This is a genomic window from Nocardia sp. NPDC050697 (assembly GCF_040654395.1).
GTDB lineage: Bacteria > Actinomycetota > Actinomycetes > Mycobacteriales > Mycobacteriaceae > Nocardia.
This window is the reverse complement of sequence record NZ_JBFAHY010000008.1, coordinates 207,832-223,739: the sequence shown is the minus strand read 5'-3', so window position 1 is coordinate 223,739 and position 15,908 is coordinate 207,832. Positions and strand designations below refer to the sequence as shown.

Annotated in this window: 14 protein-coding genes; 11 read left to right on the top strand and 3 right to left on the bottom strand. The window is 72.4% G+C overall.

Going from position 1 to position 15,908, the window contains the following annotated elements:
* Window positions 1-54: 54 nt before the first annotated feature.
* Both moeZ and AB0H71_RS26245 read left to right on the top strand, forming a co-directional pair.
* The gene (gene moeZ, locus AB0H71_RS26250) at window positions 55-1,236 is read left to right on the top strand and encodes an adenylyltransferase/sulfurtransferase MoeZ (protein ID WP_357026066.1); all 1,182 of its coding nucleotides are present in this window, start codon (window positions 55-57) and stop codon (window positions 1,234-1,236) included.
* A gap of 103 nt (window positions 1,237-1,339) precedes the next feature.
* Entirely contained in the window at window positions 1,340-2,191 is an 852-nt protein-coding gene (locus tag AB0H71_RS26245) for a TIGR02569 family protein (RefSeq protein WP_357026064.1), read from the top strand.
* Window positions 2,192-2,243: 52 nt separating this feature from the next.
* Here AB0H71_RS26245 and AB0H71_RS26240 read toward each other — a convergent pair whose 3' ends face one another.
* Together AB0H71_RS26240 and AB0H71_RS26235 are read right to left on the bottom strand one after the other, a co-directional pair.
* Window positions 2,244-3,719 (bottom strand): nitrate/nitrite transporter, encoded by a 1,476-nt coding sequence (locus AB0H71_RS26240; protein WP_357026062.1) that lies wholly within the window; start codon window positions 3,717-3,719, stop codon window positions 2,244-2,246.
* 133 nt (window positions 3,720-3,852) lie between these two features.
* Window positions 3,853-4,524 carry a FadR/GntR family transcriptional regulator gene (locus AB0H71_RS26235; protein WP_357026060.1) on the bottom strand — a complete coding sequence of 224 codons (672 nt, stop codon included), beginning with the start codon at window positions 4,522-4,524 and terminating at the stop codon, window positions 3,853-3,855.
* Window positions 4,525-4,589: 65 nt separating this feature from the next.
* Between AB0H71_RS26235 and AB0H71_RS26230 the strand changes: the two genes are divergently transcribed.
* The 8 genes from AB0H71_RS26230 (at window position 4,590) to AB0H71_RS26195 (ending at window position 14,065) form a co-directional block, all read left to right on the top strand.
* The gene (locus tag AB0H71_RS26230; protein ID WP_357026058.1) at window positions 4,590-5,843 is read left to right on the top strand and encodes an MFS transporter; all 1,254 of its coding nucleotides are present in this window, start codon (window positions 4,590-4,592) and stop codon (window positions 5,841-5,843) included.
* A 244-nt stretch (window positions 5,844-6,087) separates the two neighbouring features.
* Complete coding sequence (locus AB0H71_RS26225) at window positions 6,088-7,521, top strand: nitrate/nitrite transporter (protein WP_357026055.1); 1,434 nt, start codon at window positions 6,088-6,090, stop codon at window positions 7,519-7,521.
* Window positions 7,522-7,550: 29 nt separating this feature from the next.
* Entirely contained in the window at window positions 7,551-10,082 is a 2,532-nt protein-coding gene (nirB, locus tag AB0H71_RS26220; RefSeq protein ID WP_357026053.1) for a nitrite reductase large subunit NirB, read from the top strand.
* 65 nt (window positions 10,083-10,147) lie between these two features.
* Window positions 10,148-10,543, top strand: a complete 396-nt coding sequence (gene nirD / locus AB0H71_RS26215) for a nitrite reductase small subunit NirD (protein ID WP_357026051.1) — start codon at window positions 10,148-10,150, stop codon at window positions 10,541-10,543.
* Window positions 10,544-10,553: 10 nt separating this feature from the next.
* Complete coding sequence (locus AB0H71_RS26210; protein ID WP_357026049.1) at window positions 10,554-11,804, top strand: uroporphyrinogen-III synthase; 1,251 nt, start codon at window positions 10,554-10,556, stop codon at window positions 11,802-11,804.
* Window positions 11,801-12,502, top strand: a complete 702-nt coding sequence (locus tag AB0H71_RS26205) for a sirohydrochlorin chelatase (protein ID WP_357026047.1) — start codon at window positions 11,801-11,803, stop codon at window positions 12,500-12,502. Before AB0H71_RS26210 ends, AB0H71_RS26205 begins: the two co-directional genes overlap by 4 nt.
* Before the next feature lie 81 nt (window positions 12,503-12,583).
* On the top strand, window positions 12,584-13,528 hold the full coding sequence (locus AB0H71_RS26200) for an alpha/beta hydrolase family protein (RefSeq protein WP_357026045.1): 945 nt from the start codon (window positions 12,584-12,586) through the stop codon (window positions 13,526-13,528).
* An 81-nt stretch (window positions 13,529-13,609) separates the two neighbouring features.
* Window positions 13,610-14,065, top strand: a complete 456-nt coding sequence (locus tag AB0H71_RS26195; protein ID WP_357026043.1) for a VOC family protein — start codon at window positions 13,610-13,612, stop codon at window positions 14,063-14,065.
* Here the strand turns inward: AB0H71_RS26195 and AB0H71_RS26190 are convergent, their stop codons facing one another.
* Window positions 14,066-14,680: a helix-turn-helix domain-containing protein gene (locus AB0H71_RS26190; protein ID WP_357026041.1), complete on the bottom strand. Its 615-nt coding sequence runs from the start codon at window positions 14,678-14,680 to the stop codon at window positions 14,066-14,068.
* 122 nt (window positions 14,681-14,802) lie between these two features.
* On the opposite strand from AB0H71_RS26190, the gene AB0H71_RS26185 reads away from it, so the two are divergent.
* The gene (locus AB0H71_RS26185; RefSeq protein WP_357026336.1) at window positions 14,803-15,840 is read left to right on the top strand and encodes an NAD(P)-dependent alcohol dehydrogenase; all 1,038 of its coding nucleotides are present in this window, start codon (window positions 14,803-14,805) and stop codon (window positions 15,838-15,840) included.
* Window positions 15,841-15,908 lie beyond the last annotated feature (68 nt).

Sequence of the window (15,908 nt, the reverse complement as noted above, 5' to 3'; positions counted from 1 at the left end):
TCACCGGCGTTGCACGGAGAAATTCACCGGCCATCGACGCGAGGAGCCCTTGACGTGTCATCACCGAAGCCGCTGCCGCCACTTGTCGAACCGGCCGCCGAGCTCACCAGGGACGAGGTGGCCCGCTACAGCCGCCACCTGATCATCCCGGATCTGGGCGTGGACGGGCAGAAGCGGCTGAAGAACGCGAAGGTCCTGGTGATCGGCGCGGGCGGGCTCGGCTCCCCGGCGCTGCTCTACCTGGCCGCGGCCGGCGTCGGCACGCTCGGCATCGTCGAGTTCGACGAGGTGGACGCCTCCAACCTGCAGCGCCAGGTCATCCACGGCGAGTCCGACATCGGACGGCCCAAGGCGGACAGCGCGCGCGACTCCATCCTGGAGATCAACTCCGGGATCGACGTCCGGCTGCACAAGATCCGGCTGGAGCCGGAGAACGCCGTCGAGCTCTTCCGCGAGTACGACCTGATCGTGGACGGCACCGACAACTTCGCCACCCGCTACCTGGTGAACGACGCCGCGGTGCTGGCGGGCAAGCCGTACGTCTGGGGCTCGATCTACCGCTTCGAGGGCCAGGTCTCGGTCTTCTGGGAGGACGCCCCCGACGGCCGCGGCATCAACTACCGCGACCTCTACCCGGAGGCCCCGCCGCCGGGCATGGTGCCCTCCTGCGCCGAGGGCGGCGTGCTCGGCGTGCTCTGCGCCTCCATCGGCTCGGTCATGGTCACCGAGGCGATCAAGCTGCTCACCGGCATCGGCGAGCCGCTGCTCGGCCGGCTCATGGTCTACGACGCACTGGACATGAACTACCGCACCATCAAGCTGCGCCGCGACCCGCAGCGGCAGCCGATCACCGAGCTGATCGACTACGACGCCTTCTGCGGCGTCGTCTCCGACGAGGGCCAGGCGGCCGCCGCCGGCTCCACCATCACCGCGCGCGAGCTCGAGGCGCTGCTGGCGGAGAACAAGGTCGAGCTGATCGACGTGCGCGAGCCGGTGGAGTGGGACATCGTGCACATCGACGGGGCCACGCTCATCCCCAAGGACCGGATCCTCTCCGGCGAGGCGCTCGCCGAGCTGCCGCAGAACCGCCCGATCGTGCTGCACTGCAAGACCGGGATCCGCTCGGCGGAGGCGCTGGCCGCGCTCAAGCAGGCGGGCTTCGCCGACGCCACGCACCTGCAGGGCGGCGTGATCGCCTGGGCCAAGCAGGTGGACAAGAGCCTGCCCGTCTACTAGCCGGAGCCGCGGCCCGCGGCGGATGCTACGGATGTGCTACAGCGCTCTCACGCTGCGGCGCGGCATCCGCCGGGGCTCCGGCGGCGGAGTTACGGTACCGCCCGTGACCTCCGTGGAACCTCCCGATCACGTGCGTGCCACCTTCGGTCTCCAGTCGGTGACTCCGGTGTCGCTGGGGGACTGGGACGGCGGCTGGTTGCTCGACGACGTGGTGCTCAGCCCGGTGGCCGACCACGCCCGCGCCGCGTGGTCGGCGCGGGTGCGCGAGACGCTGGCGGTGGACGGGGTGCGGCTGGCCCGCCCGGTGCGCGCCACCGACGGCCGCTACGTGGTCTCCGGCTGGCGCGCCGACTACTACCTGGACGGCGTGCCGGAGCCGAGGCACGACGAGGTGGTCTCGGTCTCGCTGCGGCTGCACGAGGCCACCGCCGGTCTGGAGCGGCCGCGCTTCCTGGTGCAGCCGCCGGTGGCGCCCTGGCTCGACGTCGACGTCTTCGTGGCCGCCGACCGCGCGGCCTGGGAGGCCGTCCCGCTGCGCAGCCTGCGCGGCGCGGGCGCGCCCCCGCCCACCTCGCCGGACGGCGTGCACAGCATGGAGCTGCTCGGCCAGCTGGCCACGCTGCGCCGCCCGGTGCGCACCCCCGCGCAGCTGGTGCACGGCGACCTCTTCGGCACCGTGCTCTTCAACGGCCTCAGCGCCCCCGGCCTCACCGACATCACCCCGTACTGGCGCCCCGCCGCCTGGGCCGCCGGGGTGATCGTGGTGGACGCGCTCTCCTGGGGCGGCGCCGACGACGGCCTGCTCGACCGCTGGGGCGAGCTGCCCGAGTGGCCGCAGATGCTGCTGCGGGCCGTGATCTTCCGGCTCGCCGTGCACGCACTGCACCCGCGCTCCAGCGCCGAGGCCTTCCCCGGGCTCGCCCGCACCGCCGACGTCGTCCGGCTCCTGGTCTGAACGCGCGAACGGCGCGCCGGGGGCTCCGGCGCGCCGTTCGCGGGTGCGGGGATCAGACGTTGGCGTAGGCGAGGGAGGGCGCGCGGCTCACCGCGAACGAGGAGCGCAGGTAGAACCACCAGGTCACCCCGGCCATCACCAGGAAGGCGAGGGCGTAGGCCCAGAAGGCGGGCGCCATGCTGCCGAAGTTGATGTTCGACAGCCGCAGCGCCTGCTGCAGCAGGTACCCGCCGGAGGCGCCGACCGCGCCGATGACGCCGATCGCCGCGCCCGCCTGGCGCCGGGCCGATGCCGCCGCCTCCGCGGCGTCCATGCCGTTCGCCTTCGCTCGCCGCGTGGCCTCGGCGCTGAAGATGGAGGGGATCATCCGGTAGGTGGAGCCGTTGCCGATCCCGGTGAACACGAAGAGCAGCAGGAACGAGATCAGGTAGAGCGGGAAGCTCTTCAGCTCCAGCGCCGCCATGATGAGCGCCACCGCGACCGCCATGCCGCCGAACACGGCGACGGTCATCCGCGCGCCGCCCACCTTGTCCGAGACCCAGCCGCCGAACGGCCTGCTGAACGAGCCGACCAGCGCGCCGAGGAAGGCCAGGTTGCCCAGCGTGGTGATCCAGCCGATCTTCGCCAGGTCCGGGAAGTTGGCCTTGATCAGGGTCGGGAAGGCGAAGGAGAAGCCGATGAAGGAGCCGAAGGTGCCGATGTAGAGGAACGACATCACCCAGGTGTGCCGGTTGGTGAGCGCCAGCTTGTACGAGCGGCCGTCCGACCTCGCGGTCGCGATGCTGTCCATGTAGCGCAGCGCGCCGAACGTCGCCACCAGGATGAACGGCACCCAGATCAGTACCGAGAGCGTGATGCCGAAGCGGTACCCGGCCGGGTCCTTGGCGGTCAGGTGGGTGCCGAGGGTGATCAGCAGCGGCAGCACCAGCTGGGTCTGCGCGACGCCGAGATTGCCGCCCGCGGCGTTGATTCCGAGCGCCGCGCCCTTCTTGCCCTCGGGGAAGAAGAACGAGATGTTCGCCATCGACGAGGAGAAGTTGCCGCCGCCGAACCCGGCCAGCGCGGCCAGCACCAGGAACACCCACATGGGGGTGCCGGGCTGGTTCACGAACCAGGCGAGCCCGAGCGTCGGGATCAGCAGCATGGCCGCGCTGAACGCGGTGAAGGCGCGGCCGCCGAAGCGCGGGATGGCGAAGGTGTACGGGATCCGCAGCGCCGCGCCGACCAGGGTCGGGGTGGAGGTGAGCAGCAGCGCGTTGCTCACCGCGACGGGGTCGCCCTTGCCGAGCCCGGCCAGGAAGGGGAAGCCGGCGGCGCCCATGCTGGTCACCACGGTGCCCCAGATCACCCAGACGCTGAAGCCCAGGTTCTCCGCGAAGACCGAGAAGGACAGATTCTTCCTGGCCGTGCGCTTGCCGCCGGACTCCCAGAACCGGGGATTGTCCGGCTCCCAGCGCTCCAGCCAGCGGCCGCGCTTCTGATGGGTGAACGGTTCTGTCTGCGTACCGGATTCGGCCACCGCTGTCATCGGATTCCTTCCCCTCGACACCTCGGTCCAGAAAAAGGTAGGAAATCGTTGTTGCGTCCCCGTGGCCCCCGGTGACGTGGGCGGCAATTCCCGCTCACATCGGCGGCAACCGGGTGGTGACCCTTCGGTTACCTCAGTGATCCGGGTACTCGGCGATGAGCGAGCCGAGGAAGCACTGCGCGGCCCGCTCGGCGCGCTCCTGGTCGCCGTCGATCACCGCCCGCACCAGGTCGGTGTGCTCCTCCTGGTACGCGGCGGGCTGCTTCACCGCCCGCGCGGCGATCACCCGCTCGATGGTCGGCAGCAGCGAATCGTAGAACTCCAGGTACACCGCATTGTGGCTGGCGACCACGATGGCGCGGTGCAGCTCGACGTCGGCCGCGACCGAATCGGCGTCGTAGTGGTCCCAGTTCTGCTCGTTGCGCACCGCGAGCAGCCGGAGCAGGTTCTCGATGTCGGTGTCGTCGCGGCGGCGCGCGGCCAGCCCGGCGGCGGTGGTGTCGAGCGCCTTGCGCAGCTCCAGCACGTCGCGCTCCTCGGCGTCGGCGAAGTACTTGCCGAGCGTGCCGCCGACCTCGGAGGCGGCGATGACGTAGGTGCCCGAGCCCTGCCTGCGCTCCAGCATGCCGGCGTGCACCAGCGCCTGCACCGCCTCGCGCACGGTGTTGCGGCCGGTGCCGGTGAGCTCGGTGAGCTCGGGTTCGGTGGGTATTCGCGAGCCGATGGCCCAACGGCCGGAGCGTATTTCGGCTCGCAGCTGTTCGGTCACCTGGGCGATGAGGCTGGTGCGCCGGACGGGTTGCACAGCGACAGGGTACCGCTGCTCACACCGGGTTGCCCGACATCATCGGGTCATCCTATGATTCCCAGGTGACTGCCACCCTCGACCCCTCGGCGACCGAATCCACGTCGACGCAGCCTGCGGCGCGTCGGCGCGCGTTGCTGGAGGGTCGCCTGCTGGTATTCGCCGCCATTGTGATGTCCGCCTTCACCCTCCGGGTGGCGGTCACCGCGTTCAGCCCCCTGGCCGAGCGGATCGGCGCCGACATCGGCTACGGCACCGCCGTGGTCGGGGTCTTCGGCATGATCCCCACCGCGGCCTTCGCGCTCTCCGGCGTGCTGGCGCCGCTGCTGGTGCGGCCGCTCGGGCTGGAGCGCACCGCGCTGGTGGCCATGCTGGCCGCGGGCGCGGGGATGCTGATCCGCGCCACCGTCTCCGGCACCGGCGCGCTGCTGGTCTTCTCCGCGCTCGCGCTGGCCGGGATGGGAATCGGCAATGTGGTGATCCCGCCGCTGGTCAAGCGGTACTTCCCGGACCGGGTGGCGGTGCTGAGCGCGCTCTACATCACCATGGTGCAGCTCGGAACGGTGCTGCCCGCGCTGGTGGCGGTGCCGCTGGCGGAGGCGCAGGGCTGGCGGATCTCGATCGGGGTCTGGGCGCTGGCCGGCTTCGCGGCGGCGGTGCCGTGGTTCGCGGTGCTGCGCGTCCGGCGCGGCCGGGACCGGGAGGATGTCACCGCGCTGCCGGAGCCCGGCGCCGCGCGCGGCCGGGTCTGGCGCTCGCCGGTGGCCTGGGGCATGGCCGTCATGTTCGGCATGACCTCGCTCTCCACCTACGCCATCTTCGCCTGGCTGCCCGCCGTGCTCGCCGACGCCGGCGCCGACGCCGCCTTCGGCGGCACCATGGTGGCGCTCTTCTCGCTGCTCGGGCTGGTCGCCGCGCTCGGCTCGCCGGTGGTGGTGGCGCGCTTCGCGAACCCGTTCCCGATCGTCTTCGGCTGCGCGGTGTGCTTCTGGGTGGCCTTCGCCGGGCTCTACTTCGCGCCGATGGCGGCGCCGGTGCTGTGGGTGGTGATCCTCGGCCTCGGCCCGAGCACCTTCCCGATGGCGCTCACCCTGATCAACCTGCGCACCCGCACGCAGGCGGGCTCGGCCGCGCTCTCCGGCTTCGCGCAGGGCGTCGGGTACGCGGTGGCCTGCGTGGGCCCGCTGCTCTTCGGCGTGCTGCACACGGCGACCGGGGGCTGGGCCGCCGGGTTCGGGCTGCTCTCGGCGGTGGCCGTGATCATGCTGCTCGGCGCGTGGCAGGCCTGCAAGCCGCGGATGCTCGAGGACAGCTGGTGATCCGGTTGCGCCCGGAGCGCGCCCGGTTCATGCTGTAGGTCACACCTCACCGGCGGCAGCCTGCGGTTTCGGCTCTTCGTGACGCGACGAGAACGCTTGCGTCACATGCCCGAAACAAAGCTCCGGGTCTCACCCGCGGGGCGCCCGGCAGGTGAGCAACCGTTGATCCGGCGGTCATTTCGCGCAGCATTCCGGCAATACCCGTTACCTACCGTTGGGCCATCCGCAAGACAGGGAGGCCCCGTTGAGCACGTCGACGCGCAAGCACACCATCTCCGAGTGGGATGCCGAGGACGTCGCGGCCTGGGAAGCAGGCGGCAAGGACATCGCACGGCGCAATCTGATCTGGTCGGTCTTCGCCGAGCACGTCGGGTTCTCGGTCTGGTCCATCTGGTCGGTGATGGTGCTCTTCATGCCCGCCGAGCAGTTCGGTATCGACCCGGCCGGGAAGTTCTTCCTGGTCGCGGTGCCGACGCTGGTGGGCGCGATCCTCCGCATCCCCTACACCGTCGCCACCGCCCGCTTCGGCGGCCGCAACTGGACGGTCTTCAGCGCCCTCATGCTGCTGATCCCCACGCTGCTCACGCTCTACTTCGTGAATCAGCCCGGCACCTCGTACACCACGTTCCTGGTGGTGGCGGCCTTCGCCGGGCTCGGCGGCGGCAACTTCGCCTCCTCCATGACGAACATCAACGCCTTCTACCCGCAGCGGCTCAAGGGCTGGGCGCTCGGGCTGAACGCGGGCGGCGGCAATATCGGCGTCCCGGTGATCCAGCTGGTCGGGCTGGCGGTGATCGCGACCCTCGGCAACGAGTACGCCTCGGTGATCTGCGCCGTCTACCTGGTGCTGATCGCGCTGGCCGGGGTCGGTGCCGCGCTCTTCATGGACAACCTGGCGAACCAGAAGGCCGACCTGGGCTTCATGCTCACCGCGCTCAAGGTGCGCCGCTCCTGGGCCGTCGCGTTCCTCTACATCGGCACCTTCGGCTCCTTCATCGGCTACGGCTTCGCTTTCGGCCAGGTGCTGCAGCTGAGCTTCCGCGCCGGGGGCGACACCGCCGCCCAGGCCACGCTGCACGCCGCCTCGATCGCCTTCCTCGGCCCGCTGCTCGGCTCGCTGGCCAGGCCCTACGGCGGCAAGCTGGCCGACCGGGTCGGCGGTGGCCGGGTGACCGCGGTGGTCTTCGTGCTGATGACCGCGGCGGCGCTGCTGGTGGCGGGGGCGAGCACCGCCGGTGACGGCAACGGCGGCGTCCCGACCGGCGGCACCATGACGGCGCTGGTGATCGGCTTCATCGCGCTCTTCGTGCTCTCCGGGCTCGGCAACGGCTCGGTCACCAAGCTCATCCCGTCGGTGTTCGAGGAGGAGTCCAGGGGGCGCGGCCTGCCGGAGCCCGAGCGGGCGGCGTGGTCGCAGAACACCTCCGGCGCGCTGATCGGCTTCGTCGGCGCCATCGGGGCGCTCGGCGGCGTCGGGATCAACCTGGTGCTGCGCTCCTCCTACGCCTCCACCAGCTCGGCCACCACCGCCTTCTGGGTCTTCACCGGCTTCTACGTCGCCTGTGTCGCGCTCACCTGGCTGGTGTTCGTCCGCCGCCCCGCCGGCGCCACCGACATCGTCGTCGAGGCGGAGGCGCTGGTCCTCGAAGCCGAGGCCGACGCCGTCCGCGCCCGCTGACCCGCACCAACCACCCGAAGGAACTCCCCATGACATCCACAGCAATTCGCACCGCCGTGGTCGTCGGTCACGGCATGGTCGGCCACCGCTTCGTCGAGGCACTGCGCGCCAGGGACACCGAGGGCACCTGGCGGGTGATCGTGCTCAGCGAGGAGGCGCTGCCCGCCTACGACCGGGTCGGGCTCTCCTCCTACATCGGCAGCTGGGACACCGCCGCGCTGGCGCTGCCCGGTAACGAGTACGCCGGGGACGACCTGGTGGAGCTGCGGCTCGGCCAGGGCGCCGCGGCCGTCGACCGGGACGCGCGCACCGTCACCACCACGACCGGCGAGGTGCTGGCCTACGACGCGCTGGTGCTCGCCACCGGGTCGTACCCCTTCGTGCCGCCGGTGCCGGGCCACGAGAACGCCGAATGCTTCGTCTACCGCACCCTGGACGACCTGGACGGCATCAGGGCCGCCGCCGAGGCCGCCGGGCCCGGCGCGCACGGCGTGGTGGTCGGCGGCGGGCTGCTCGGGCTGGAGGCGGCGAACGCGCTGCGCATGCTCGGGATGACCCCGCACGTCGTCGAGTACAACCAGCGGCTGATGCCCGCCCAGGTCGACGAGGGCGGCGGCGCGGTGCTGGAGCGGCTGGTCAGCGATCTCGGGCTGCACGTGCACACCGGCGTCGGCACCTCGTCCATCGAGGCCACCGGCGATACCCCCGCGAACAGGCTGAAGATCACGCTGAGCGACGAGAGCGTGATCGAGGCCGGGCTGCTGGTCTTCTCGGCCGGTGTCCGCCCCCGCGACCAGATCGCCCGCGACGCCGGGCTGGAGGTCGGGCCGCGCGGCGGCATCGTCACCGACCTCGGGCTGCAGACCTCGGACCCGCACATCTGGGCCATCGGCGAGTGCGCCGCGGTCGAGGGGGTCTGCTACGGCCTGGTCGCCCCCGGCTACACCACCGCGGAGATCGTGGCCGACCGGCTGCTCGGCGGCGGCGGCGAGTTCCCCGGCGCCGACCTCTCCACCAAGCTCAAGCTGCTCGGCGTGGACGTCGCGAGCTTCGGCGACGCGCACGGGAGCACCGAGGGCGCGCTCTCGGTGGTGCTGCACGACGCCGCCAAGGGCACCTACGCGAAGCTGGTCGTCTCCGACGACGCCAAGACCCTGCTCGGCGGCATCCTGGTCGGCGACGCCTCGCAGTACGCGGCGCTGCGCCCGCTGGTCGGGCGGCCGCTGCCCGCCGAGCCGGCCGCGCTCATCTCCCCGGCCGGCGCCGAGCTCGGCGCCGACGCGCTGCCGGACGACGCGCAGATCTGCTCCTGCAACAACATCTCCAAGGGCGCCATCTGCGGCGCCATCGCCGATGGCGCCTGCGATATCCCCGGCATCAAGAGCTGCACCTCCGCCGGCACCTCCTGCGGCGGCTGCGTGCCCATGCTCAAGAAGCTGCTGGAGCAGTCCGGCGTCGCCATGTCGAAGGCGCTCTGCGAGCACTTCGAGCAGTCCCGCGCCGAGCTCTTCCAGATCGTCCAGGTGACCGGCATCCGCACCTTCTCCGGGCTGATCGCCAAGCACGGCAGGGGCTCCGGCTGCGATATCTGCAAGCCGACCGTCGCCTCCATCCTGGCCTCCACCTCCAGCGAGCACATCCTGGACGGCGAGCAGGCCGCGCTGCAGGACACCAACGACCACTTCCTGGCCAACCTGCAGAAGAACGGCACCTACTCGGTGGTGCCGCGGATGCCGGGCGGCGAGGTCACCGCCGAGCAGCTCATCACCATCGGCGAGGTGGCGAAGGAGTTCGACCTGTACGTCAAGGTCACCGGCGGGCAGCGGATCGACCTCTTCGGCGCCCGGGTCGAGCAGCTGCCGCTGATCTGGCAGCGGCTGGTGGACGCCGGCATGGAGTCCGGGCACGCCTACGGCAAGTCGCTGCGCACCGTGAAGAGCTGCGTCGGCTCCACCTGGTGCCGGTACGGCCAGCAGGACTCGGTCGGCATGGCGGTGCTGCTGGAGAAGCGCTACCGCGGGCTGCGCTCGCCGCACAAGCTCAAGCTGGCCGTCTCCGGCTGCGCGCGGGAGTGCGCCGAGGCGCGCGGCAAGGACGTCGGGGTGATCGCCACCGAGAACGGCTGGAACCTCTACGTCGGCGGCAACGGCGGGCTCACCCCCAAGCACGCGGTGCTGCTCGCCGGCGACCTCGACGACGCCACGCTGATCAGCTACATCGACCGCTACCTGATGTTCTACGTCCGCACCGCGGACCGGCTGCAGCGCACCGCGCCGTGGCAGGAATCACTCGAGGGCGGCATCGACTACGTGCGCTCGGTGGTCTGCGAGGACAGCCTCGGCATCGCCGAGGAGCTGGAGCTGGCCATGGCCAAGCACGTGGACGGCTACCGCGACGAATGGGCCGCGGTGCTGGATGATCCGGAGAAGCTCTCCCGGTTCGTCTCGTTCGTGAACGCGCCGGAGGAGTCCGACCCGACCATCTCCTTCGACGACAGCGGCGAGCGCAAGGTGCCGGTGCTGCTCGGCATGCCCGCGGTGGCCGCTACCGCCGGGAAATGACCGTTTAACCGCGTTGAAACAGGACGCCGGTACCAATAGGTAGGGCTTCGGCGAGGAGAAGAGTGATGACCGTTATCGACACCCCCGGCTACGCGCCGGCCACGACGACCGGGTGGACACAGGCCTGCCGCCTCGACTACCTGACCCCCGGCCGCGGCGTCGCGGTCCTGCTGCGCGGCGGCCGCCAGGCGGCGCTGTTCCTGCTGCCTGGCGGCGTGCTCTACGCCGTCGGCAATATCGACCCGTTCGGTCGCGCCGCGGTGATGTCGCGCGGGATCGTCGGCGATCGCGGCGGCGTGCCGGTGGTGGCGTCACCGCTGCTCAAGCAGGCCTTCTCCCTCGTGGACGGCCGCTGCCTGGATGATGATTCGGCAGCGCTGCCGGTGTACGCGGTGCGGGTCGACGACGGGCTGGTGTCGATTTCGAACAAGCCGGTCGGTGATACCGCCACGGATGGATGAGGCCACGCCCATGACGACGCCCGACCCGAGCGCCGCACTAGCCGGCTTCACCATCGGCATCACCGCGGCGCGCCGCGCCGAGGAGTTCGCCACCCTGCTCGTCCGGCGGGGAGCGGGCATCGTCTCCGCGCCCGCCATCCGGATCATCCCGCTCGCCGACGACACCGAGCTCGAGCGCGTCACCAGGCAGCTCATGGCCGAGCCGCCGCAGCTCGTGGTCGCCACCACCGGCATCGGCTTCCGCGGCTGGATGGAGGCGGCCGAGGGCTGGGGGCTGGCCGAGGAGCTGCGCGCGACCTTCTCCGGCGTGCGCATGCTGGCCCGCGGCCCCAAGGCCAAGGGTGCCATCCGCGCCGCCGAGCTGCGCGAGGAGTGGTCGCCCGCCTCGGAATCCTCCGCCGAGGTGCTCGACCACCTGCTCGCCGAGGGCGTGGAGGGGGTGCGGATCGCGGTGCAGCTGCACGGCGCCACCACCGAGTGGGAGCCGGTTCCCGACTTCTGCGAGGTGCTGCGCTGCGCGGGCGCCGACGTGGTCCCGGTGCCGGTGTACCGCTGGGTGCCGCCGGACGACCACGGCCCGATGGACACCCTGATCGAGTCCATCGTCACCGGCAGCATCGACTGCGTGACCTTCACCAGCGCGCCCGCGGTGGCCTCGATGCTGATGCGCGCCAAGGAGTCCGGGCTGCTGGACGGGCTGCTCTACGCGCTGCGCGGCCGGGTGCTCGCCGCCTGCGTCGGGCCGATCACCGCGGCCCCGCTGGAGGAGCTCGGCGTGCCGACCACCCAGCCCGCCCGGGCCCGGCTCGGCGCGCTGGCCAGGCACGTCGCCGAGGAGCTGCCGCGCAGGGCGAACCGGATCCACGCCGCCGGGCACCACATCAGCGTGCGCGGCGCCTGCGTGGTGGTGGACGGCGAGGTGCGCCAGCTGGCGCCCGCGCCGATGGCGCTCATGCGCTCGCTGGCCAGGCAGCCGGGGCGGGTGGTGTCCAGGGAGGACCTGCTGGCCGCGCTGCCCGGCGGCGGCGACGACACGCACGCGGTGGAGACCGCCATCGCCCGGCTGCGCGCCGGACTCGGCACCCCGAAGGCGATCCAGACCGTGGTCAAGCGCGGCTACCGGCTCGCCCTGGACGCCGCCGAGTGCATCGACAACAATCCGCCGCCGCCGGTGGTGACGCCGGGGGGCGGCGCCGGCACGGTGCAGCCGTTCCGCGGCGGCAGGCAGGTGCCGGGGCGTCGCGTGGTGGGGGCCTGGTGAGCGCCCCCGCGCTGGTGCTGGTCGCGCACGGGACGCGCAGTACCAGGGGTGTGCAGATGATCGCGGCGCTGGCCGAGGCGGTGGCCGCCGAGCCGGGGGCGCCGCGGGTGCGCACCGCCTTCGTCGACGTGCTCGGGCCCTCACCGTCCGAGGTGCTGCGGGATCTGGATTCCTCTGCAGCGGTGCTGGTTCCGGCATTTCTGGCCTCGGGGTACCACGTCTACCAGGACGTGCCGCGCGAGGTGGCGGAGAGCGGGCACGGCGCCGTCACCGTGACGCCTGCCATGGGCCCGGATGCCGCGCTGGCCCGGGTCATGGTGCTGCGGCTGCGCGCGGCCGGGTGGCGGCGCGGGGACGCGGTGGTGCTGGCGGCGGCGGGGTCGTCGGATGCCAGGGCGCGCGGTGACGTCCGGCGGGCGGCCGGGCTGCTCGCCGAGCAGCTGCGGGTTCCGGTGCGGATCGCCTACGTCGCCACCGGGACGCCCCGGGTGCCCGAGGTCGTCGCCGAGCTGCGCGCCGCCGGCGCGGAGCGGGTCGTCGTCGCCTCGTACCTGCTGGCGCACGGGCTGTTCCACCAGCGGCTGCACGATGCCGGGGCGGATGCCGTCGCCGAGCCCATCGGTGTGCATCCGGCCGTCGTCCGGCTGATCCTCTCGCGCTACCACGCGGGGGTCAGGGAGCTGGCGCACGCCCGCTGAGCGGGGACCGGTTGCCCCCCTGATCGGACACGCTTCCGCGCGTTCCGCACGGGAGCACACCGGGAGGAGCAAACTACAGGCATGATCCGCCGGACCCTGCTCGTCCTGCTCACGGCCCTCGCCGGGGTCCTGCTCCCGCAGGCCACCGCCACCGCCGACCCGGGCCCGGCGCGCATCCTGGATGTGCGCCCACTCGGCGGCAGGCAGCTCGAGGTGGTGGTGCACTCCGCCGCCATGGACCGCCCGATCACGCTCTGGGTCTCGAACGCGGGCCAGGGCACCCCCGTCCTCTACCTGCTGAACGCGGTGGACGGCGGCGAGGACGGCGGCCCCTGGACCACCCGCACCGACGTCGCCGAGTTCTACGCGGAGAAGCCGGTCACCGTCGTGGTTCCCATGGGCGGCCGCGCCTCGTACTACACCGACTGGCAGGCCGACGACCCGGTGCTCGGCCGCAACCGCTGGTCCACCTTCCTCGGCGCCGAGCTCCCGCCGCTGCTCCAGCAGCGCTTCGGCAGCACCGACCGGATGGCGGTGGCCGGCGTCTCCATGTCCGCCACCTCGGCGCTGAACCTCGCCATCGAGCACCCCGGCCGCTTCCAGGCCGTCGGCGCCTTCAGCGGCTGCCCGCGCACCAGCGACGCAGCCGCCCGCGCCATGGTCTACTCCCAGCTCGGCGTCTTCGGCGCGAACGCCACGAACATGTGGGGCGGCCCCGCCGACCCGGCCTGGCCCGCGCACGACCCCACCGTCAACGCCGACCGGCTGCGCGGCACCGCGCTCTACGTCTCCGCCGGCAACGGCCTGCCCGGCGCGCACGATTCGCTCGCGCACCCGGACCGCGCGCTCGTCGGCGGCATCATGGAGACGGTGATCGGCGGCTGCACCGGCCCGTTCCTGGCCCGGCTCGCCGCGCTCGGCATCCCCGCCGCCACCGACCTGCGCACCGGCACCCACGCCTGGCCCTACTGGCAGGACGACCTGCGCAACTCCTGGCCGGTCATCGCCGCCGCGATCGGCGCCTGAAACTTCTTCCCGAGCTGTGTCGAGAACCGGGAACCGGCTCCGACCGCAGGGTGACAGCAGTTCACCGATCGAGGAGACACCATGACCGTCACCACCTTCCTCTGGCTCGAGTCCGGCGCCGACGAGGCCGCCGCGCTCTACACCGCCGCCATCCCGAACTCCCGGGTCACCGGCAGCACCCCCGGCCCGGACGGCCGCGCCTTCATCGTCACGCTCGACCTCGACGGCCACGCCGTCACCCTGATGAACGGCGGTCCGGGCCACCCGCTCACCGACGCCGCCTCGCTGCAGCTGAGCGTGCACGGCCAGGCCGAGGTCGACCGGCTCTGGGCCGCGCTCACCGCGGACGGCGGCACGCCGGGGCCGTGCGGCTGGCTCACCGACCGCTTCGGGCTCTCCTGGCAGGTCGTCCCGGACGAGCTGCCCGAGCTCATGGGCTCGCCGGAGCCCGCCCGCGCCGGTGCCGTCGCCACCGCGCTGCGCGGCATGTCCAAGATCGATATCGCCGCCCTGCGCGCCGCGCACGACCGGGGCTGATCAGGGCGTCTGCAGCGCGGGGAACCAGATGTCGGCGAGCACCGCGGCGGCCCGGTCCGCGGTGACGTCGATGGTGCCGAGCAGCGCCCAGCGGGTGAAGAACCGCTCCAGCTGCGCCACCAGCATCTCTACCCGCAACCTGGCCTCGTCGCGGCGCTCGGCGGGCCAGCGCGCCAGGTAGGCGGTCATGGATTCCGGCAGCGCGGCGAAACCGGCGCGCATGAGGTCGCGGAACTCCGGCTCCAGCGCCGTCGCCTCGTCCCAGGCCGAGAGCAGGTCGCGGTGCTGCTCGAACCAGTCGATGGCGCGGCGCATCCAGTCCTCGAACTCGGCGCGCGAGCCGGTCTCCAGCACCCGGTCCAGGTCCTCGCAGAAGGCCAGCGCGTTCGGCAGCGCGGTGCGCTCGCCGAGCTCGCGCAGCACCGCCATCTTGCCGGTGAAGTGCAGGTAGAAGGTGGCGCGGCTGCACCCGACGGCGGCCGCGACATCGTCAACCCGCACGGCGCCGTAGCCGCGCTGCACGAAGAGCGCGCTCGCCGCCTCCAGAATGCGCTCCCTGGTGCGCAACTTCTGCTCCGCGCGCAGCGTGCGCCGCGGCTCGGTGTGGGCGGGCATCGTCCGATCATAGACATTCCGTCGTTCACTGGACGCTGTGTCCAGCGACTGCTAGCGTCCTGTGTGCCAGGTCACGTCGGGCCCGGCGCGGACAGGAGCGTGTGGTGGGCGATACCTCGACGATGCGGGCGCTGCAGCTCACCGGGCCCAACACCCTGGAGCTGCGCGAGGTGCCGATCCCGGAGCCCGGCCCCACCGAGCTGCTGATCCGGGTGGGCGCGGTCGGCATCTGCCACTCCGACCTCTACGTGCTGGAACTCGAATTCCCGCTGCCGAATCCGCTCACCATGGGGCACGAGATCGCGGGCACCGTCGCCGCGGTGGGCAGCGCCGTCACCGGGATCGCCGATGGCGAGCGCGGGCTCATCTACCTGTGCTGGTCCTGCGGGGTGTGCCGGGAGTGCGTGAGCGGCAACGAGAACGTGTGCCGGGCGGCCGGGCGCACCGCCATGCCGCCCTGCCCCGGGCTCGGCCCGGACGGCGGGATGGCCGAGTACATCAAGGTCCCGGCGAGCTCCTTCGTGCCGATCGGCGACCTGGATTTCGTCACCGCCGCGCCGCTCGCCGACGCCGCGCTCACCTCGTACCACGCCGTGCGCGGTGCCCGCGAGCAGCTGTACCCCGGCGCCACCGCGGTGACCATCGGGATCGGCGGGCTCGGGCACGTCGCGGTGCAGATCCTGAAAACCGTCGACGCCGTGCGGGTGATCGCGGTGGACGTCGGCCCGGACAAGCTGGCGCTGGCCACCGAGTGCGGCGCCGACCTCGGGCTGATCGCCGGCCCCGAGACCGCCGCCGAGATCCTGGCGCTGACCGACGGCCGCGGCGCCGAGGCCGTCTTCGACTTCGTCGGCACCGACGCCACCGCCGCGCTCGCGGTGCAGGCGGTGGCGCCGAACGGCGCGTACCGCATGGTCGGGCTCGGCGGCGGCGCGCCGGAGCTGACCGCGGGGCCGTCCGGCGGGCCGGGCTGGCCGTGGGGCGCCTCGGTGCGGAAGTCGTACGGCGGCACCAAGTCCGACCTGATCGATTCGGTCGCGCTGGCGCGGGCCGGGCGGCTGTCGGTGGCGGTGGAGCGGTTCGAGCTGGCCGACGGCCGCATCGCGTTCGACCGGCTGGCGCGCGGTGAGATCCGCGGCCGCGCGGTGCTGGTCCCCTGAGGCGGGTGGGTGTCCCGATGACCAAGACGGCAGATCCGCGGCCGCGCGGTACTGGTTCCCTGAGGCAG

Excerpts from the sequence above, each read along its gene's own strand:
- AB0H71_RS26195 (WP_357026043.1), top strand. The coding sequence starts at position 13,610 with ATGACCGTCACCACCTTCCTCTGGCTCGAGTCCGGCGCCGACGAGGCC.
- AB0H71_RS26240 (WP_357026062.1), bottom strand. The coding sequence starts at position 3,719 with ATGACAGCGGTGGCCGAATCCGGTACGCAGACAGAACCGTTCACCCAT.
- nirB (WP_357026053.1), top strand. The coding sequence starts at position 7,551 with ATGACATCCACAGCAATTCGCACCGCCGTGGTCGTCGGTCACGGCATG.
- AB0H71_RS26185 (WP_357026336.1), top strand. The coding sequence starts at position 14,803 with ATGCGGGCGCTGCAGCTCACCGGGCCCAACACCCTGGAGCTGCGCGAG.
- AB0H71_RS26200 (WP_357026045.1), top strand. The coding sequence starts at position 12,584 with ATGATCCGCCGGACCCTGCTCGTCCTGCTCACGGCCCTCGCCGGGGTC.
- nirD (WP_357026051.1), top strand. The coding sequence starts at position 10,148 with ATGACCGTTATCGACACCCCCGGCTACGCGCCGGCCACGACGACCGGG.
- AB0H71_RS26210 (WP_357026049.1), top strand. The coding sequence starts at position 10,554 with ATGACGACGCCCGACCCGAGCGCCGCACTAGCCGGCTTCACCATCGGC.
- AB0H71_RS26190 (WP_357026041.1), bottom strand. The coding sequence starts at position 14,680 with ATGCCCGCCCACACCGAGCCGCGGCGCACGCTGCGCGCGGAGCAGAAG.